General features: G+C 64.5%; 18 protein-coding genes. 11 read left to right on the top strand and 7 right to left on the bottom strand.

Annotated elements, in window-relative coordinates; genetic code table 11:
- Positions 1–285, top strand: a 285-nt coding sequence (locus ENZ75_RS02410; protein ID WP_206617009.1) for a flavin reductase family protein, incomplete at its 5' end; no start/stop codon positions are given.
- 29 nt (positions 286–314) lie between these two features.
- Here the strand turns inward: ENZ75_RS02410 and hpaR are convergent.
- Positions 315–710: a homoprotocatechuate degradation operon regulator HpaR gene (gene hpaR / locus ENZ75_RS02415; protein WP_224620863.1), complete on the bottom strand. Its 396-nt coding sequence runs from the start codon at positions 708–710 to the stop codon at positions 315–317.
- Positions 711–925: 215 nt separating this feature from the next.
- Between hpaR and ENZ75_RS02420 the strand changes: the two genes are divergently transcribed.
- The 5 genes from ENZ75_RS02420 to hpaH all read left to right on the top strand — a co-directional run bounded on the left by ENZ75_RS02420 (position 926) and on the right by hpaH (position 5,747).
- Entirely contained in the window at positions 926–1,312 is a 387-nt protein-coding gene (locus tag ENZ75_RS02420; protein WP_013528543.1) for a 5-carboxymethyl-2-hydroxymuconate Delta-isomerase, read from the top strand.
- A gap of 11 nt (positions 1,313–1,323) precedes the next feature.
- Complete coding sequence (gene hpaE / locus ENZ75_RS02425) at positions 1,324–2,841, top strand: 5-carboxymethyl-2-hydroxymuconate semialdehyde dehydrogenase (protein WP_063170418.1); 1,518 nt, start codon at positions 1,324–1,326, stop codon at positions 2,839–2,841.
- A gap of 14 nt (positions 2,842–2,855) precedes the next feature.
- On the top strand, positions 2,856–3,836 hold the full coding sequence (hpaD, locus tag ENZ75_RS02430) for a 3,4-dihydroxyphenylacetate 2,3-dioxygenase (protein WP_063169700.1): 981 nt from the start codon (positions 2,856–2,858) through the stop codon (positions 3,834–3,836).
- A gap of 235 nt (positions 3,837–4,071) precedes the next feature.
- Entirely contained in the window at positions 4,072–4,944 is an 873-nt protein-coding gene (locus ENZ75_RS02440) for a fumarylacetoacetate hydrolase family protein (RefSeq protein WP_063169699.1), read from the top strand.
- Entirely contained in the window at positions 4,941–5,747 is an 807-nt protein-coding gene (gene hpaH / locus ENZ75_RS02445) for a 2-oxo-hept-4-ene-1,7-dioate hydratase (protein ID WP_063169698.1), read from the top strand. Before ENZ75_RS02440 ends, hpaH begins: the two co-directional genes overlap by 4 nt.
- Before the next feature lie 28 nt (positions 5,748–5,775).
- Here the strand turns inward: hpaH and ENZ75_RS02450 are convergent, their stop codons facing one another.
- Genes ENZ75_RS02450 through ENZ75_RS02475 form a run of 6 tightly spaced genes read right to left on the bottom strand, consistent with a single transcriptional unit; the run spans position 5,776 to position 12,205 of the window.
- Positions 5,776–6,798: a phosphotransferase gene (locus ENZ75_RS02450; protein ID WP_063169697.1), complete on the bottom strand. Its 1,023-nt coding sequence runs from the start codon at positions 6,796–6,798 to the stop codon at positions 5,776–5,778.
- Entirely contained in the window at positions 6,795–8,087 is a 1,293-nt protein-coding gene (locus tag ENZ75_RS02455; protein WP_063169696.1) for an aminotransferase class III-fold pyridoxal phosphate-dependent enzyme, read from the bottom strand. The genes ENZ75_RS02450 and ENZ75_RS02455 overlap by 4 nt, the downstream gene beginning before the upstream one ends.
- 33 nt (positions 8,088–8,120) lie before the next feature.
- The gene (locus tag ENZ75_RS02460; protein WP_063169695.1) at positions 8,121–9,470 is read right to left on the bottom strand and encodes an aminotransferase class III-fold pyridoxal phosphate-dependent enzyme; all 1,350 of its coding nucleotides are present in this window, start codon (positions 9,468–9,470) and stop codon (positions 8,121–8,123) included.
- Between the two features lie 19 nt (positions 9,471–9,489).
- Entirely contained in the window at positions 9,490–10,158 is a 669-nt protein-coding gene (locus ENZ75_RS02465; protein WP_063169694.1) for an HAD-IA family hydrolase, read from the bottom strand.
- Complete coding sequence (locus ENZ75_RS02470; protein WP_063169693.1) at positions 10,155–11,435, bottom strand: Tm-1-like ATP-binding domain-containing protein; 1,281 nt, start codon at positions 11,433–11,435, stop codon at positions 10,155–10,157. Before ENZ75_RS02470 ends, ENZ75_RS02465 begins: the two co-directional genes overlap by 4 nt.
- Positions 11,435–12,205 (bottom strand): IclR family transcriptional regulator, encoded by a 771-nt coding sequence (locus tag ENZ75_RS02475; protein ID WP_063169692.1) that lies wholly within the window; start codon positions 12,203–12,205, stop codon positions 11,435–11,437. Before ENZ75_RS02475 ends, ENZ75_RS02470 begins: the two co-directional genes overlap by 1 nt.
- A 173-nt stretch (positions 12,206–12,378) precedes the next feature.
- Here ENZ75_RS02475 and ENZ75_RS02480 point away from each other — a divergent pair, with 173 nt between their 5' ends.
- The 5 genes from ENZ75_RS02480 to ENZ75_RS02500 all read left to right on the top strand — a co-directional run.
- Positions 12,379–13,827: an APC family permease gene (locus tag ENZ75_RS02480; protein WP_027161147.1), complete on the top strand. Its 1,449-nt coding sequence runs from the start codon at positions 12,379–12,381 to the stop codon at positions 13,825–13,827.
- A 49-nt stretch (positions 13,828–13,876) separates the two neighbouring features.
- Positions 13,877–15,079 (top strand): cytochrome P450, encoded by a 1,203-nt coding sequence (locus ENZ75_RS02485; RefSeq protein ID WP_245458406.1) that lies wholly within the window; start codon positions 13,877–13,879, stop codon positions 15,077–15,079.
- On the top strand, positions 15,076–16,563 hold the full coding sequence (locus tag ENZ75_RS02490) for an aldehyde dehydrogenase (RefSeq protein WP_063169690.1): 1,488 nt from the start codon (positions 15,076–15,078) through the stop codon (positions 16,561–16,563). The genes ENZ75_RS02485 and ENZ75_RS02490 overlap by 4 nt, the downstream gene beginning before the upstream one ends.
- A gap of 244 nt (positions 16,564–16,807) precedes the next feature.
- The gene (locus ENZ75_RS02495) at positions 16,808–17,662 is read left to right on the top strand and encodes a MetQ/NlpA family lipoprotein (RefSeq protein ID WP_013528557.1); all 855 of its coding nucleotides are present in this window, start codon (positions 16,808–16,810) and stop codon (positions 17,660–17,662) included.
- Positions 17,663–17,753: 91 nt separating this feature from the next.
- Positions 17,754–18,651, top strand: an 898-nt coding sequence (locus ENZ75_RS02500; RefSeq protein ID WP_128277878.1) for an ATP-binding cassette domain-containing protein, incomplete at its 3' end; no start/stop codon positions are given.

An 18,651-nucleotide genomic window follows, 5' to 3' on the forward strand; every position in this document is an offset into this window, starting at 1 on the left:
ACGCATGACCACATGCATCTGGCGGGAAAGTTCGCCGGCGCGACCAGGGACATGGAGGCGCGCTACGCCTCGGCGCGCTGGCAGACGCTGACCTCCGGCACGCCGGCGCTGTCGGATGCGATCGTCAACTTCGATTGCGAGATCGAGACCGTGCATGTCGTCGGCACGCACAATGTCATGATCGGCCGCGTCATCGATGTCCGGCACGGCAGCGGCGGCTCGGCCCTGCTCTATGTCGACCGGAATTATACGCAGCCGACACGGTTGGGCAGCTTTGGCGGGTGAGCCTGGACGAAACGGCCAGGACCGACCGCTCAGCTCTCGCCGTCGATCAAGCTCTCCAAGAGGTCGAGGAGCTGCTCCAGCTTCTCATGCCCAAAACGCTGTTCGATGTCGTCATAGATGACGCGACGCTCGGGCGACAGGGCGTCGATCAGGGCGGAGCCGGCAGGCGCAATGGTCAGCACGACGCGGCGGCCGTCGCCTTCGGCCTTGTTGCGGGTGATGAATTTGCGTCCCTCGAGCGCCTTGATGATGCGCGTCAGGCTGGGCGGCAAAACCGAGGCGCGATCGGCAAGTTCCGTCGCCTCGACCGGGCCGGCTTCGCTGAGCACACGCAGCACGCGCCATTGCTGTTCGGTCACGTCATGCGCCGCAAGCATCGGCCGAAACCGCGCCATCACCGCTTCGCGGGCATGAAGCAGCGCCATCGGCAGGGAACGACGGGTATTTTCAGGCAGCAAAAAAGAGCCTCCCACGCTTGCGATCGAAACAGGCCTTCCCTCGGCCGAATCCGCCAGCCGGGGCCCGTTCCTGCCATCCCGTATCGTTGCGCCAAGGCCGATGCAAGACTTGACTTCGCGGATGCGGCATGTAATTAACGCGTTAACTACAACAAAGCAATAACCCAGGGAAACGAAGCGCCGTGCCTCACTTCTCCATCGAGTATTCGGCCAATCTCGATGCCAAGGTCGATATGGACGAATTGTGCGCGCTGGTGTTGCGCACAGTGCTGGACACCGGGCTGTTCGAGACCGGCGCCGTGCGGGTGCGGGCCTTTCGCGCCGAGGCCTACGCGATGGCCGACAGCCTGCCGGAAAACGCTTTTCTCGACATGTCGTTTCGCATCGGCACCGGCCGCAGCCCGGACGAGAAGAAGCGGACCGGCGAGGCTGTCTTCGCGGCGGTGAGCGAATACCTTGCCACCCTGTTCGAGACCCCGCATTTCGCCCTGTCGCTCGAAATCCGGGAAATCGACCCGGTGCTCAGCTGGAAGAAAAACGCAATCCACCCGCGGCTGCGCGGCAAGTGACGGAACCCGACATGTCCGACCTGCAAGGCAATCTGAAAAAGGCCGAGGCCTATCTGGCCCGCTTCAAGCGCGATGGCGTTTTGAACCAGATCGGCGGCGAGGCGGTGCCGGCCCTCGATGGCGCGACGTTCGAAACGCTGTCGCCGGTCGACCTCAAGCCGCTGGCAAGCGTCGCGCGCGGCGGGGCCGCCGACATCGACCGCGCCGCCAAGGCGGCGAAGGCGGCGTTCCCAGCCTGGGCAGCCATGCCTGGCGAGGCACGCAAGAAGCTGCTGCACAAAATCGCCGACGCAATCGAAGCGCGCGCCGAGGAGATCGCTTTTGTCGAATGCATGGATACCGGCCAGGCGCTGAAGTTCATGGCCAAGGCAGCGCTGCGCGGTGCCGAGAATTTCCGTTTCTTCGCCGACCGCGCGCCCGAAGCGCGCGACGGCGAGACGCTGCGTACGACAGGCCAGGTCAATATGACGACGCGCGTTCCGATCGGCCCGGTCGGCATCATCACGCCGTGGAACACACCGTTCATGCTGTCGACGTGGAAGATTGCGCCAGCGCTGGCGGCCGGCTGCACCGTGGTTCATAAGCCGGCTGAATTCTCGCCGCTGACCGCCCGCCTGCTGGTCGAGATCGCCGAGGAGGCCGGCCTGCCGAAAGGCGTATGGAACCTGGTCAACGGCCTTGGTGAAGACGCCGGCAAGGCGCTGACCGAGCATCCCGACATCAGGGCGATCGGTTTTGTCGGCGAAAGCCGCACCGGTTCGATGATCATGAAGCAAGGCGCCGGCACGCTGAAGCGCGTGCATTTCGAGCTTGGCGGCAAGAACCCTGTGATCGTCTTTGCCGACGCCGATCTCGAGCGCGCCGCCGACGCCGCCGTATTCATGATCTATTCGCTGAATGGCGAGCGCTGCACCTCGTCGTCGCGGCTTCTGGTCGAAGCCTCGATCTATGAAAGCTTCACCGCCAAAGTCGCGGAGAGGGCGAAGCGCATCGTCGTCGGCCACCCGCTCGATCCGAAAACGGTGGCCGGGCCGCTGATCCATCCGGTGCATGAAAAGAAGGTGCTGTCCTATATCGACATCGGCAGGTCGGAGGGGGCGACGCTGGCCGTCGGCGGCGGCAAGGTCGATGGACCGGGAGGCGGCTGTTATGTCGGCCCGACCCTGTTCACCAACGTGACCAACGGCATGCGCATCGCGCAGGAGGAGATTTTCGGGCCGGTGCTGAGCGCCATTGCGTTCAACGACGAGGCGGAAGCGCTGGCGCTGGCCAACGACACGCAATACGGCCTGACCGGCTATCTCTGGACCTCTGACGTCACCCGCGCCTTCCGTTTCACCGATGCGCTGGAGGCCGGCATGATCTGGGTTAACTCCGAGAACGTGCGGCATTTGCCGACCCCCTTCGGCGGCGTCAAGAATTCCGGCATCGGCCGCGACGGCGGCGACCATTCCTTCGACTTCTACATGGAGACGAAGAACGTCGCCTTCGCGACGACGGCGCACGCGATCCAGAAACTCGGCGGCTGACCGGAGGAAATCGGATGCCCTTGCCCAAACCCAATCTCTACCCCGCCTTCAACATCGTGCGCCTCAGCCATGTCGAGTTGGCTGTCACCGACCTCGCCAAATCCCGCGCCTTCTATGTCGACACGCTCGGCCTGCAGGTTACCGACGAGACATCAGGCGCCATCTACCTGCGCGCCATGGAGGAACGTGGCCATCACTGCATCGTGCTGCGCAAGGCGACGACGCCGGAAGCGCGCGACCTCGGCTTCAAGGTCTTTTCGGACGAGGACCTCGATAAGGCCGAGTATTTCTTCAAGGGCAAGGGCCTGCCGGTGGAATGGGTCGAGCGGCCCTACCAGTCGCGCACTTTTCGGACGCGCGACCCGCACGGGATTCCGCTGGAGTTCTATGCCCAGATGGAAAGGCTGCCGCCGATCCATCAGAAATATGCGCTCTACAAGGGCGTCAAGCCGCTACGCATCGACCACTTCAACTGCTTCTCGCCCAATGTCGACGAGTCCGTCGCCTTCTACAACGAGCTCGGTTTTCGCGTCACCGAATACACCGAGGATGCCGCAACCGGGAAGCTTTGGGCAGCTTGGACGCATCGCAAGGGCGGCGTCCACGACATCGCGTTCACCAACGGCATCGGCCCGCGCCTGCATCATGTCGCCTTCTGGGTGCCGACGCCGCTCAACATCATCGACCTGCTCGACCTGATGGCGACCACGGGCTATTTGCCGAACATCGAACGCGGCCCTGGTCGGCACGGCATCTCCAACGCCTTCTTCCTCTATGTCCGCGACCCGGACAACCACCGTATCGAGATCTACTGTTCGGACTACCAGACGGTCGATCCGGACCTGGAGCCGATCAAGTGGGACCTCAAGGACCCGCAGCGCCAGACGCTGTGGGGCGCACCGGCGCCGAAAAGCTGGTTCGAGGAGGGCAGTGCGTTTGCCGGGGCGGAGGCGCGCCAGCCGGATTTGGCGGCTTCGCCGATCATTGCGCCGTGAGTGGGATTTTGGAGATGTCAGCGTTCCGTGGCGCCCCCCTCTGTCCTGCCGGACATCTCCCCCTCAAGGGGGGAGATTGGCTAGGCCCATGGTCAGCGCCTCTGTTGCAGCGTTGGAAATTGGCGAAGGCAGAGATGACATCCGATCTCCCCCCTTGTGGGGGAGATGTCCGGCAGGACAGAGGGGGGCGCCGTAGAGCGCCATCCTCGCCCACCACCATTGCCGGAGCCGCAGCATGAAACACGCACGGCTCGCCACCTTCACCGTCGGCGGCAAGGCGCGCTATGGCGCGGTCACCAGCAAGGGTGTCATCAACCTGTCGGCGCGCCACGGCCAGTGGCCGACGCTGCGGGAAGCGATCGAGGCCGGCGCCTTGCGGCGGCTGGCGGAAGAGGCCGAGGCCTTCCCGATCGATTTCCCGCTCGACGCCATTGCCTACGAAATTCCGATCCCTTCGCCGGAAAAGATCATCTGCGTCGGCGTCAACTATCCGGACCGCAACGAGGAGTACAAGGACGGCCAGGCAGCACCCTCGAATCCGTCGCTGTTCGTCCGTTTTCCCCGCTCCTTCGTCGGCCATGGCGCGCCGCTGGTGCGGCCGCCGGAATCCCCGCAGCTCGATTATGAGGGCGAAATCGTCATCGTCATCGGCAAGGCGGGACGGCGCATTGCCGAGGCCAACGCGCTCAGCCATATTGCGGCATTGTCGCTGTGCAATGAAGGCACCATCCGCGACTGGGTGCGGCATGCCAAGTTCAACGTCACGCAAGGCAAGAATTTCGACCGCAGCGGCTCGATCGGCCCTTGGCTGGTGCCGTTCACCGACGCGGAGCAGATCGCCGACATCGCGCTGACCGCCCGCGTCAATGGCGAAATCCGCCAGCAGGACCGCACCAGCCGGATGATCTTCTCGTTTCGCAAGATTATCGCCTATGTCTCGACCTTCACCACGCTGGTGCCGGGCGACATCATCGTCACCGGCACGCCGACGGGCGCCGGCGCCCGCTTCGAGCCGCCGATCTGGCTGAAGCCGGGCGACGTCATCGAGGTCGAGGCAGACGGCATCGGCGTGCTGCGCAACAGCGTCGTCGACGAGGAAGCAGCATGACCCCGGAGCAAGTGGAAGACGCCGCGGCACGGCTGTTCGAGGCCGAGCGTTCACGCCGCCAGATCCGGCTGCTCAGCCTCGATTTTCCCGAGGCGACGATGGAGGATGCCTATCGCGTGCAGGCAGCGCTGGTGACGCGCAAGATCGATGCCGGGCTGAAGCCGAAGGGCTGGAAGATCGGCCTCACCTCCAAGGCGATGCAATATGCGCTCGCCATCGACACGCCGGATTCGGGCGTGCTGTTCGACGACATGTTCTTCAATGACGGCGCGTCGGTTCCGGCCGGCCGCTTTATCCAGCCGCGCGTCGAGGCCGAGATCGCCTTCGTCATGAAGGCGCCGCTGAAAGGCCCCGGCGTGACGATCTTCGACGTGTTCAACGCCACCGACTACATCACGCCGGCGCTCGAAATCCTCGATACGCGCATCGAGCGCGTCAATGCGGAGACGAAGAAGGCGCGTACCTTCTTCGACACCATTTCAGACAATGCCGCCAATGCCGGCATCGTCATCGGCGGCCGGCCGCAGCGGCCTGATGAGACCGACATGCGCTGGATCGGCGCCATCGTTTCGCGCAATGCCGAGGTCGAGGAGACCGGGCTTGGCGCCGGCGTGCTCAACCATCCGGCGATGGGCATTGCCTGGCTGGCCGACAGGCTCGCCCGCTACGGCATGTCGATCGCTGCCGGCGAGGTCGTTCTCTCCGGGTCGTTCGTGCGTCCGGTCGAGGCGCGACCCGGCGACACGATCGTCGCCGATTTCGGCAGTTCGGGCACGGTCAGCATCCATTTCGCGAAGGGCTGACGGTTCCGCCAGTTCTTATCAATCGGCCTTATTCGCCATGCAGATAGGCAATCACCACATCGGCTGCGATGGCCGACATGCGCAAGCCGACCTCCCTGGTGATGTCGCCTTCGACGCGGCTCTGCACCCAGCCGAGGAAGGCGAAGGCCCGCAAGGCAGAAAACAGCGGCAGCGCGGCGATGTCGCGCGCCGTCAGTTCGCGCTCCTGCCGATAGCCCTTGAGCAAAGCGTCCTCGATCAGCGGATAGATCGCCTCATCGCGGTTCTGGTAAAGCGCGACGGCAAGGTCGTACATGTGCCAGCCATGGCCGCAATCGTCGAAGTCGATGATGCGGATCGCACCATCATGGACGAGCACATTCTCGCGCACCAGGTCGGCGTGGATGATGCCGAAATTGCGGGCACTGCGTTCATACGTCAATAGCGCGCGCACGGCCTTTTCGCGCGCCCGCAAAACCAGCTCCCGGCGAGGACCGTCGAGGAAGGGCGAGGTCTCGAAACGCCCCCAATTCGGGTTCGCGCCGAAGAAGCCGTCGAAATCCCAGGCATGGCGGGCAAAGCCGGACGGAGGCGTCCAGGCTGCTGTGACATTGTGCATGTGGGCGATGGTTCGCCCGATCTCGGTAAAGATCTGTCTTGCCTGCTCGGGCGTAAAATCCAGCGGCACGCCTCGCGCGCCGACGGCGCGGCCTTCCAGCCAGCTCAGGCAATCGACTTGCCGGGGTTGCATTGAGGCGTTCGCGCTGACAAGCACGAACAGATCGCCAGCCGGCGTGGCGACCGCAGATGGCGTGGCGATGCCGGCCGATTGCAGAAAACCCATCCATTGCAGTTCCGAGCGCAGGGCGGCGTCCGTGTGATAGCCAAACCGGTGAATGCGCATGGCGGCCGGCTGGCCATCGGGCAGACGGATCCGGAAGACCGCGTTCTCGCGGAATTTCAGCAGCTCCGGCTCACCCTCATCAATGCCCCAATGGGCGAGCGCGCGCCTGGCCAGCGCCGTGACGTCGGCTGCCGTCTCGGGTTCGGATTGCGCGGAGACTGCGCTCACGCCTTCACTCCGCCGACTTCGCCAAGCACTTCTTCGAGGACGCCGATCAGGAAGTCGGCATTGTCGCGGGAGAACGGCATTGGCGGGCGGATCTTCAACACATTGCCGTGGATGCCGGTCTTGCCCATCAGCACGCCGCGCTGGCGCATCCGGTTGGCGACCTGCTCGGCAATGTCGGGCGCCGGTTCGCGCGTCTTGCGGTCGTGAACCAGTTCGGCGCCGAAGAACAGGCCAGCGCCCCTGACCTCGCCGATACATTCATGGCGATCGGCGAGCGGGCGCAGCAGGTTGAGTGCATAGGCGCCGACGTCACGCGCGTTGGCAACGAGATCTTCCTGCTCGATGACGTCGAGAACGGCATTGGCCACCGCGCAGGAAACCGGATTGCCGCCGAAGGTGTTGAAATAACGGAAGGCGTTGCGGAAGGTCGCCAATATCTCCCTTGATGTGACCACGGCGGCGATTGGATGGCCGTTGCCCATCGGCTTGCCCATGGTGACGATGTCGGGAACGAAGCCTGCGCGCTGGTGGCCCCAGAAATGACTGCCGGTGCGGCCGAAACCAGGCTGCACCTCGTCGGCGATGACCAGTCCGCCGGCGTCACGCACCGCGCGCATCGCGTCGTCGAAAAAGCCGGATGGGAGCGTCGGAAAGCCTTCATTGGCGAGCAGCGGACAAAGGATGATGCCGGACAGGCCGATACCGTCCTTTGCCAGCGCGGCGATGGCTTCGCGCACTGCGTCGCCAAAGGCTTTGCCGTTGGCCATCGCAGCCGGATGGCGATAGCTGTCAGGCGCCGGCACCAGCCTGACATTGCGGGCGCGGCCGCCGACCGGCGGCATGCGGGTGCTGAGCTGCGAAACCGCCGCGGTGTTGCCATGATAGGTGGCGTCGGTGGCGATGATACCCATGCGGCCGGTGGCGGCCTGCGCCATGCGCAGCGCGATGTCGTTGGCCTCGCTGCCGGTGCAGGTCAGGATGGCGGTCGACAGGCTGGCATCGAAGGTCGCGGTCAGCCGCTCGACATAGTCGAGGATGGCGGTGTGAAGATAGCGCGTGTGGGTGTTGAGCAGGCTTGCCTGCCGGCACAGGGCCTCGACCACATAGGGGTGGCAGTGGCCGACATGGGCGACGTTGTTGTATGCGTCGAGATATTTGCGGCCGTCGGCATCGTAGAGCCAGACACCTTCGCCGCGCACCAGGTGCACGGGCTCGTCATAGAACAATTGCGATTTCGCACCGAGCAGGCGCGAGCGCCGGCTAACCAACGCTTCTTGCGGTTGAGTCATTGCGTCTCGAAACTCCGTTCTCTCCAATAACCGTCAGACCTTCGACAGGCCTGCATCCAATGCTTCGCCGATCCTCGCGACATCCGCGGCGCTGACGATAAGCGGCGGCGACAGGATGATGGCGTTACCGGAGACGCGCAGCATGACGCCGGCCTCGTAGGCCGCCTCCGAAACCAATGCCATGGTCTTCTTGTCGGCGGGCTTTTTCGTCGCGCGGTCCGAGACCAGCTCCAGCGCCGCCATCAGGCCCTTGTACCGGACATCGCCGACGATCGCATGCTTCGCCTTCAGCCCCTCCAGCACGGCTGCGAGTTCGACACCACGCGCGGCCGCGTTCTCGTTCAGGCGCAGCCGTTTGGTCTCGGCAAGCGCCGCCAGACCCGCGGCGCAGCCGACAGGATGGCCGGAATAGGTATAGCCATGGCCGATGGCGCCGAAGCTGGTCTTGTCGGCCTCGAAGACATCGGCGACCTTGGCGCCGATCAAAGTGGCGCCGAGCGGGAAATAACCCGAAGTGATCGCCTTGGCGATGGTCATGAAATCCGGCTTCACACCGGACAGACGCGAACCCGACCATGCGCCGGTGCGGCCGAAGCCCGTCACCACTTCGTCGGCGATCAGCAGGATCTCGTGGCGGTCGCAGATTTCGCGCACCAGCGGCATGAAGCTCTCATGCGGAACGATGACGCCGCCGGCGCCGAGAACCGGCTCCATGATGAAAGCGGCGATGGTGTCGCCACCCTGGAAGGCGATTTCGTCCTCCAGCGCCCTGGCGCAGAGTTTTGCCAGCCGCACTGGGTCGGTCTCGTCGAACGGATTGCGGAAGGTCCAGGGCGCAGGAATGTGGAAGACGCCCGGCAGCAGCGGCTCGTAGTTGCGGCGGAAATTGGCGTTGCCGTTGACCGACGCGCCACCGAAATGCGTGCCGTGGTAGCCTTTCTTCAGCGCCAGGAACTTGGTCCGGTCGGCCTGGCCGCGGATCTTCCAGTACTGCCGCGCCAGCCGAAGTGCCGTTTCGACCGAATCCGAGCCGCCCGAAGTGAAAAACGTCCGCACCATGCCTTCTGGCTCGAACCATTCGCAGAGTTCGTAGGCGAGCTCGATCGACGGGCCGGTCGAGGTGCCGCGAAAGCCGGAATAATAGGGCAGCGCGCCAAGCTGGTCGGCGATCGCTTTCTTGATCGGTTCGCAGCTGTAGCCGAGATTGACGTTCCACAGGCCGCCGACGGCGTCGAGCACGGTGTTGCCGGCGATGTCGGTGACCATCACACCCTCGCCTTTCATGATCACCTTTGGCGGGTTGGCCCGCATCTCGGCCGGATGCGCCATCGGATGCCAGATCGGCTTGGCGTTGGTTTCGGTGAGAAAATTGATGTCGCGCATAATGGACTCCGCAAAAATCTCAGGCAACTGGGACGAGGTCGAAATGGCCGAGCGCCTCGGCATAGGAATGAGCCGGGCGAGCGACGTCGAAATGCACCGTGCGCATGCCGGCAGCACAGCCGCCATCGACATTGCGCCGCTGGTCGTCGACGAAGACGCAAGCGCCGGCAGGCAGGCCAAGCGCCTCGGTGACGAAGGCATAGGCACGCGGGTCGGGCTTGAGGATGCCGGTGTAAGTGGCGTCGATGATAACATCGAACAGGCCGAGCAACGGCAGCCGCTGGCGGAAGTCGGCGCCGTAGAACAGGTCGAGTTCATTGGACAGGATGGCCAGTCGAAAACCGGCGGCATGCACCGTGCGAATGGTGCTGTCAGCCTCCGGCCGCACCACCTTTTCCGGCTCGGCCCCTCGCGCGCGCCGGACGAAGGTCTCCATCGCCTGCCAGTCCTCCCCCACCAGACGGCCGACCTCGCTTGTGCGTGTGCGCCAATAGTCACGCTCGCTGATCTCGTCGGCCTGCATGGCGCGCCACAGCGGATCGCTGCCCGGATCGAACGGCCCGCGCCATTGCAGCGTCCCCGGCGCGAGGCCGAGCGCCTGTTCGGTCAAGGCGTGGGTCTCGAACAGCGTGCGGGTGACGACGCCGCCGAAATCGAGGACAAGCGCCTGGACGGGAACAGCACTCACGCCGCCACTCCCTCGGCCGGCTTGCCGCGCGGAACGATGCCTTCCTCGACCCAGCGGTCGAAGATCTCGAGCGCCTTGCCGACGAAGTCGTCGCTGTTGATGTGAGCGTCGATCTCGTGGAACTCGACGCCGGCGGGAATGACCTTGCGCATTTCGTCAGTGAAGGCGGCCAGGGCTTCCGGCTCATAGAGCGGCTCGCCCTCCACGTCCCATTCCTGGATGCCCTGGGACGGCAGGATGAAGGCGGAGCGGCCTCTGGCGGCACCGAGCTTGGCGGCGATGGTCCTGGCGACCTGGCGGCGATCGTCGGCATCGACGGTGATCGAAGCGATCAGCCTGTTGTGGGCATGAAACGGTCGCGTCGAGAATTTAGCCGGCAAATCCTGCCAGGTCGGCAGGTCGACCATGTCGACCGCGCCGGGTGCTGCGATCTGCGGAACGCCGCGGGCACCGGCATTCTCCAGCCGGTCGGTGCCGGAACTGACGACGGAGCCCGCGAGATGGTTGGTGATCTCCTGCAGGCTGAAGTCGAACACCGCGCAGAAATGGTCTTGGCCGGCAATCGATTCGAAGGCGCGGCCGCCCATTCCGGTGGTGTGGAAGACGGCAACGTCATAGCCGCGCTGTTCCAGCGCCGGCTTCAGCGTCTTCATGTAGCGCAGGCAGCTGCTGCCGAGCGAGGTCATGCCGATGGTCGGGCCTGTTGCCCGCGCCGACACGCGCGACGCCAGCACGATTTTCGCCGCGCCGACGACCGCACCACAGGCCTGTGACAGGACCAGCCTGCAGATCGAGTTGAGGCCGTACAGCCCGCCCGCCCAGAGGATCATCATCAGGTCGGGCGCGACGCGCTCGGGTGGGATGAGGTGCGAATAGGCGATGGTCGAGACGACGAATTTCGGCACGCCGAGCGGCAGGCAAAGCGCCACGTCGAGCGCCAGATCGGTTCCCATCGAACCGCCGATGGCGATGAAGGCGTCAATCTCGCCGTTTTGATGGAGCTTGCGCACCAGTTGCACGGCGCCGCCGGCCATCAGCGTCATGGCGGTGTTCTCGTCACCACTCGAAACGATCTCGGCGATCGTCACATCCACCGCCCGCGCCACGGCGTGCTTATCGTGGTCCGGACTGTAGGGCGGGTCGCCCAGCACGCTGACATCCATCATCACGGCGCTGCCGCCCGACTGCTCGATGCACTGTTTCATGAACAACAGCTCTTCGGCCTTTGTGTCGCCCGTGCCGATGACCAGGATGCGGGGTGCTGTCTCCGAGGGCATCAGGCCTGCCTCCTCAGGGTTTGCAGGTTTTCACCGTTGAGGCGCATGGAAATCTCCCGTGCCGCCGCCCTCACGGCAAGTCCCCGCTCCGTGATCGCGGCCGCCGTCGTTCTGGCCTTTGGCGCCGCCACCGCGATGGTGCCGAGCGCAAAGCCATCCGCCCCGCGGATTGCCGCCGCGACGCTGATCACACCTTCCTCATAGCCCTGGTCGCAGATCGAATAGCCGCGCTCGCGCGCCTCGCCCATGGATCTTGAGATGGCGGCCGGCTCGATCAGCGTATGGGCCGTGAAGGCATCGAGCGAACCCGTCAGGCACGCCTTGACGGTCTCGTCGCGGGCGAAGGCCAGATAGGCGATGCCCGACGCGGTCGAATGCAAAGGCAGCAACTGACCGATGTCGATGTTGACCCGGTTTGCCCATGCTGGATGCTCGACGTTGACGGTGACCAGCCTGTCGACGCCGAATTCCGACAAATGCACGGTCTCGGCCGTCGATGCGGCCAGGTCCCGCACCAGCGGAACGGCCGTCTGCAGGAAGGGAAAGCGCGCCTCGCGGATGCGCGCCAGCCGCGACAGCCCGGCGCCGAGGCGATAGTGCCGCGTACCCGCATCCTGCTCGACGAAACCACGGCCGGCCAGCGCTACCAGCAGCCGCCTTGTCGTCGCCTTGTCGAAGCCCGAGCGGCGCGCCAGATCGGACAGGCCGAGCTCGGGCTCGTCGACGTTGAACAGCTCCAGAAGCGAGATCGCTTTTCCGACCGTACTCAAATTTGCCTCCCCGTTCGGGACAATCATTTAACGTGTGAATTAACTTGACAGGCATCAGCATTGTTTGCAAGTCTATATTCAAAATAACGGTTCAAATAATGAACCAACCGCCAGAGTGCATGGGACAGGCCATTCGGCCGGCGAACTCAAGGGTTTGCAAACAGGAGGGATCAATGACAGCAGTCTCGGAACAGGCGCCGGCCAACAGGCTGCGCAAGAACAGTCTTGGCGTCGGCGCCATCACCTTCATGGTGATTTCTGCGGCCGCCCCACTCACGGCAGTCGCCGGCGGCACGCCGCTTGGCATGCTGATGGGCAATGGCGCCGGCTTTGCCGGCACCTATCTCATCGTGACCGTGCTGCTGCTTTTGTTCGCGGTCGGCTATGTCGCCATGTCACGCCATGTCGGCAATGCCGGCGCCTTCTATGCCTATGCCGCACGCGGCCTCGGCAGCATGGCCGGCGGCGCCACGGCGCTGATCGCCATCCTGTCCTACAACGCCATGCAGATCGGCGTCATGGGCCTGCTGGGCGCCGCAACCGCCGGCCTGTTCGCCGGCTGGGGCATCAACCTGCCCTGGTGGGTGTGGAGCTTCATCGCCATCGCGCTGGTCGCCGTGCTCGGCTATCGGCAGGTCGACCTCTCCGCCAAGATCCTGACGGTGCTGGTGCTGTGCGAATATCTTGTGGTGCTGATCCTCGATATCGCCATCCTCAAGACCGGCGGCGATAGCGGCCTGTCGGCGGCGCCATTCAGCTGGAGCCAGATCGTCAGCGGCTCGCCGGCCATCGCCATCCTGTTCTGCTTCGCCGCCTTCATCGGTTTCGAGGCGACGACGATCTATGCCGAGGAAGCCCGCGACCCAAAGGTCACCATTCCGCGCGCCACCTATTTCTCGGTCGTGCTGATCGGCGTCTTCTACATGCTCACGGCATGGCTGATGGCGGTCGGCGCCGGTGTCGACAAATTGCTGCCGACGCTGCAGGGATTGCAGGATCCGACGACCTTCCTGTTCGGCCTGTCCGACCGCTACGCCGGCACGATGCTTTCGCAGGCGATGAGCATCCTGTTCGTGTCGAGCCTGTTTGCCGGCGTGCTGGCGTTCCACAATGCGGTTGCGCGCTACATCTACGTCTCGGGCCGCGAGAAGCTGTTGCCGCAGACGATCGGCGTGACGCATCCGGTGCACCAGAGCCCACATGTCGCTTCCGTCATCCAGAGCGTGCTCGCCGCGGTCGTTGTCGGCCTGTTCGCCGTGCTCGGCCTCGATCCGGTGCTGGCGCTGTTTTCGTGGCTGACCAATGTCGCGACGCTCGGTGTCATCGCGATGATGGCGGTGGCATCGCTTGCCGTGGTGATGTTCTTCCGCGCCAACCCGGCGGCCCACGAGAATGCGCTGAAGACCACCATCCTGCCCGGGCTGACCTTCATCGCCTTCGTCATCATCATCTATTTGATCGTCATCAATTTCGGCAGCCTGTCGGGAGCCGGCGGTTTCCTTGGCGTGTTCCTGCCGGGGCTGGTGCTGATCGCCGCGATCGTCGGCCTGCTGCTGGCCAGCGCGCTGAAGAGCCGCGATCCGGTCGCGTTCAAAAACCTCGGCCAGCCGCTGAAAGATTGAGAAAAGCAAAGGGGCGGCATGCCACGCCGCCCCTTACACCACAAGGGGAGTGGCGGATTTGAGCTTTGCCGAAAATATCACCGTCGAGGCATTGGAAGCCGATCCCTACCCGATCTATGCAGAGCTCAGGCGCAGTGCGCCGGTCGCTTTCGTGCCGGCGGTCAATCTTTGGTTCGTCACCCGCTGGAAGGATGTCGAGAGCGTCGCCAAGTCGCCCGAGATCTTCTCCGCCGTCGTCGGCTCGTCACCAGTTGAGCGTTCCTTCGGCAAGCCGACCATCCTGACCACCGATGGCGAGACGCACAAGCAACTGCGCCAAGGCGTCGACCCGAAATACCGGCCGCGCACCGTCGCCGCCTATGCCGGCGACCTCGTGCGGTCGATTGCCGAACCTTTTCTGGACCGGATCGTCAACCAGGGCTCCGCCGAGCTGATGACCGATTATTTCGAGCCGGTGTCGACGCTCAGCCTGGCGCGCTCGCTCGGCCTTGCCGGCATCGATATGCCGACGCTGCGCCGCTGGTTCTACGGCCTTGCCCAGGGCGCCATCAATTTCGAGAACGATCCGAAACGGCAGGAGATCGCCGACGCAATCAGTGCCGAGGTCGGCGACGCCATCCTGCCGACGCTGGAAAGACTTGCGCGCCAGCCAGATGACTCGGCGCTGTCGCATATGCTGCATGACGGCATGCCGGAGGGCACGACGCGGCCGATCGACTTTCTGATGCCCAGCATCAAGGTCATTCTGCTTGGCGGCATGCAGGAGCCCGGACATGGCGCCGGCTCGATCCTCGCCGGCCTGCTGGCCCATCCCGAGCAATTGCGGCAGGTGCTCGCCGATCCCGAGACTTTCGTGCCGAGGGCGGTCGACGAGGGCCTGCGCTGGGTGGCGCCGATCGGTACGCAGACGCGGCAGACGACGCGGGCAGTCGAGATTGGCGGCGTGACGATCCCGGCCGGCGCTGCCGTCGCCGCCCTCGTCGCTTCGGCAAGCCGCGACGAGAGCCGCTTTGCCGATCCCGACCGCTTCGACATCAACCGCAACGAAGGCAACCATGCCGCCTTCGGCTTCGGCCATCATTTCTGTTCGGGCCGGTTCTTCGCACGCGAGCAGATGTGCCTTGCGGTGCGGCTGTTGCTCCAACGCTTCCCCGATCTCAGCCTTGTGCCGAGCAGGGAACCGGTGTTTCGCGGCTGGGAATTCCGCGCGCCAACCACATTGCATGTTTCCCTTGGAGTCCGTCACCAATGATCAGTCAGAATGCCATCGAAACGCTGCGCAAGACGGAGATCGGCGCGCAGGGCCTGTTCATCGATGGCGTGCAGGTCGAGGCAACAAGCGGCGCAAGCCTGCCGGTGACGTCGCCGATCGACGGCCGACCTTTCGCCAGCATCGCCGACGGCAACGCCGCCGATATCGACCGCGCCGTGAAGTCGGCGCGCAAGGCGTTCGAGAAGGGCTCGTGGTCGCGCGCCACACCCGCCTTTCGCAAGAAGGTGCTGACGAAATTCGCCGAGCTGGTCGAGAAACACGCCGATGAGCTCGCCGTGCTCGGTGTGCGCGACAACGGCACCGAGATCGGCATGGCCTACAAGGCAGAACCGCTGTCGGCGGCAGGCACCATCCGCTACTATGCCGAGGCCATCGACAAGGTCTATGGCGAGATAGCGCCGACGGCCGAGAATGTGCTCGGACTGATCCACAAGGAGCCGCTCGGCGTCGTCGGCGTCATCGTGCCGTGGAATTTCCCGCTGATGATCGGTGCCTGGAAGATCGCGCCTGCACTTGCCGCCGGCAATTGCGTGGTGGTCAAGCCGCCGGAGATCGCCTCGCTGACGCTGCTGCGGCTGGCCGAACTGGCAAGCGAGGCCGGCTTGCCCGCCGGTGTGCTCAACGTCGTCACCGGGCTTGGCGCGGTCACCGGCGAGGCGCTCGGCCTGCATATGGATGTCGACGCCATCGCCTTCACCGGTTCCGGCCCGGTCGGCAGGCGGCTGCTCGAATATTCCGCTCGCTCCAATCTGAAGCGCGTCTTCCTCGAACTCGGCGGCAAGTCGCCGAACATCGTCTTTGCCGACGCCCCGGACCTGAAACAGACAGCGGTCGTCTCGGCCAATGGCATCTTCCGCAATTCCGGCCAGGTCTGCGTCGCCGGCTCGCGGCTTCTCGTCCAGTCAGCGGTCTACGACCGCTTCATGGACGAACTGCTCTCGGCAACCATGCGGCTCAAAGTCGGCGATCCGCTTGATCTCACCAGCGATGTCGGCGCGGTATCGAGCGCCGAACAGCTGGACAAGAACCTCGGTTTCGTCGCCAGGGCCACGGAAGAAGGTGCCCGTCTCGTCACCGGCGGCCAGCGGATGCTGACCGAGACCGGTGGCAGCTACATGGCGCCAACGATCTTCGAGAATGTCATGCAGGACATGCAGTTGGCGCGCGAGGAGGTGTTCGGGCCGGTGCTCGGCGTCATGCGCTTCGAGACCGAGGAGGAGGCGGTTCGGCTTGCCAATTCGACCGTCTACGGGCTTGCCTCCGCGGTGTGGACCGCCAATCTCTCCACCGCGCATCGCATGGTGCGCGCCATCAATGCCGGCGTCGTCCACGTCAACACCTATGGCGGCGCCGACATCACCGTGCCGCTCGGCGGCGTCAAGCAGTCCGGCTTCGGCCGCGACAAGTCGCTGCACGCGCTGGAGAAATATTTGGAACTGAAGGCGGCCTGGATCGCGCTTTGACGGCACGCTGAGCTCTCTGAGAATCTGACGACCTCCAGACGCGCGCAAGATCGCGCCGCGATCCGCTGCGGCCGGCCAAGCAGCGGCTTTTGCTCACGCTCTTGAAAATTTTGAGAGAATATTCCCGGCTTTGGCGAGAATGGCGAAACGCGTTCTTTGATAAACTTGATAGAATTTCTGAGGATGCGACCAAGGCTAGGCAATCCGCCTCGCTGCCATGACTTCACAACCGCAGAGATCAATCATGACTGACTTCAAGAACACTTTGCCATCTTCCCCCGGGTCAACCGTCAACCGGCGCAGTGGCCTTGCTCTGCTGTTCGCCTCAGTCGTCGCGATCGGCAGCCTGATTGCACCGCATGCGTCGTTTGCCGAGGACAAGAAGGCGATCAAGGTCGGCATCATCAGCGGCGAGGACGAGGACGTCTGGCGCGTCGTCGTCGCGCAAGCCGCCGAAAAGGGCCTTGCCATCGAGACGGTGGTATTCAACGACTACACCCAGCCCAACGAAGCGCTGGAGCGCGGCGAGATCGACGCCAACGCCTTCCAGCACCAGCCCTATCTCGACAACCAGATCAAGACGCAAGGCTACCACATCGTCCGTGTCGGCTATACCGGCGTCTGGCCGATCGGCCTCTACTCTAAGAAGTTCAGCAAGGTTGCCGACCTGCCCGAGGGCGCGGTCATTGGCGTGCCCAACGACCCATCCAATGAAGGCCGGGCGCTGCGCGTGCTGCAGAACGAGGGCGTGATCAAGCTCAGGGATGGCACCGGCATTCTGGCCACCACCGCCGACATCGCCGAGAACGCGAAGAAGGTGGTGATCAAGGAACTTGACGCCGGTATCGTCGGCCGCTCGGTCGAGGATCTCGATGCGGCCGTGGTCAACACCGACTGGGCGCTGAAAAGCGGCCTGTCGCCGGAAAACCGCATCGCGCAGGAGCCTATCGCCGACAATCCCTACCGCAACTTCATCGCGGTGAAGACCGGTAACGAGAACGAGGCCTGGGTGAAGACGCTGGTGGCTTCCTATCAGAACGAGGCGGTGAAGGCCGAGTTCGACAAGGTCTACAAGGGCACCGGCCTCAGCGCCTATTGATCCGGTCCTCGGCCGGAAGCCCGGTTCGAGAGCAACAGCGGTCCGCGCTCAGGCGCGGGCCGCGATTGCGTTTTCGGGAACAGGAATATTCATGAACCAGCATATCACGGCATCCGGGGAGACCGCCGATCCGACCCAGACCCGGCCCGACGCATCTCAGGATGTCGTGCGCCTTGTCGACCTGAAGCGCCATTTCGGTGTGACGGCGGCGCTCGACGGCATTTCGCTGACCGTGCGCAAGGGCGAGATCCTCGGTATCATCGGCCGCAGCGGCGCCGGCAAATCGACGCTGATCCGCTGCCTGAACGGGCTGGAACGGCCTGACTCCGGCGAGGTGTTCATCGAGGGCCGCGAGATCAGCCGGCTCGGCGAGCGCGACCTGCAGCCGCTGCGGCGGCGCATCGGCATGATCTTCCAGCATTTCAACCTGCTGTCGGCCAAGACCGTCGAGGACAATGTGGCGCTGCCGCTGAAGATCGAGGGCCGGCCGAAAGCCGAGAGGCTGAAGCGCGCCGCCGAACTGCTCGATCTTGTCGGCCTGTCGGAGAAAGCCAAGGCCTATCCGGCGTCGCTGTCGGGCGGCCAGAAGCAACGGGTCGGCATCGCCAGGGCGCTTGCCGCGCGCCCGGCGCTGCTCCTGTCGGACGAAGCCACCTCGGCGCTCGATCCGGAGACGACGCGCTCCATCCTCGCACTGCTCAAGGACATCAACCGGCAGCTTGGCCTGACCATCCTTTTGATCACCCATGAGATGGAGGTGATCCGTTCCATCGCCGACCGCGTGGCGTTGATCGACGCCGGACGCATCGTCGAGCAAGGGCCGGTCTGGTCGGTGTTTGCCGACCCACGCTCCGAGATCACACGCAGCCTGCTCGGCGCCATCAGGCCGCAGCTGCCGGCCGAGCTGGCAGCGCGGCTGCTGCCGGCGGCCGGTGCGGAAACCATCCTGCGCGTCGACGTGGCCGGCGAGGCGGCAAGCGGCCCGCTGC

This window comes from Mesorhizobium sp. M7A.F.Ca.CA.002.04.1.1 (genome assembly GCF_004022805.1).
Taxonomy (GTDB): Bacteria; Pseudomonadota; Alphaproteobacteria; order Rhizobiales; family Rhizobiaceae; genus Mesorhizobium; species Mesorhizobium ciceri.

Excerpts from the sequence above, each read along its gene's own strand:
- hpaR (WP_224620863.1), bottom strand. The coding sequence starts at position 710 with ATGGCGCTGCTTCATGCCCGCGAAGCGGTGATGGCGCGGTTTCGGCCG.
- hpaE (WP_063170418.1), top strand. The coding sequence starts at position 1,324 with ATGTCCGACCTGCAAGGCAATCTGAAAAAGGCCGAGGCCTATCTGGCC.
- hpaD (WP_063169700.1), top strand. The coding sequence starts at position 2,856 with ATGCCCTTGCCCAAACCCAATCTCTACCCCGCCTTCAACATCGTGCGC.
- ENZ75_RS02440 (WP_063169699.1), top strand. The coding sequence starts at position 4,072 with ATGAAACACGCACGGCTCGCCACCTTCACCGTCGGCGGCAAGGCGCGC.
- hpaH (WP_063169698.1), top strand. The coding sequence starts at position 4,941 with ATGACCCCGGAGCAAGTGGAAGACGCCGCGGCACGGCTGTTCGAGGCC.
- ENZ75_RS02455 (WP_063169696.1), bottom strand. The coding sequence starts at position 8,087 with ATGACTCAACCGCAAGAAGCGTTGGTTAGCCGGCGCTCGCGCCTGCTC.
- ENZ75_RS02460 (WP_063169695.1), bottom strand. The coding sequence starts at position 9,470 with ATGCGCGACATCAATTTTCTCACCGAAACCAACGCCAAGCCGATCTGG.
- ENZ75_RS02470 (WP_063169693.1), bottom strand. The coding sequence starts at position 11,435 with ATGCCCTCGGAGACAGCACCCCGCATCCTGGTCATCGGCACGGGCGAC.
- ENZ75_RS02480 (WP_027161147.1), top strand. The coding sequence starts at position 12,379 with ATGACAGCAGTCTCGGAACAGGCGCCGGCCAACAGGCTGCGCAAGAAC.
- ENZ75_RS02490 (WP_063169690.1), top strand. The coding sequence starts at position 15,076 with ATGATCAGTCAGAATGCCATCGAAACGCTGCGCAAGACGGAGATCGGC.
- ENZ75_RS02495 (WP_013528557.1), top strand. The coding sequence starts at position 16,808 with ATGACTGACTTCAAGAACACTTTGCCATCTTCCCCCGGGTCAACCGTC.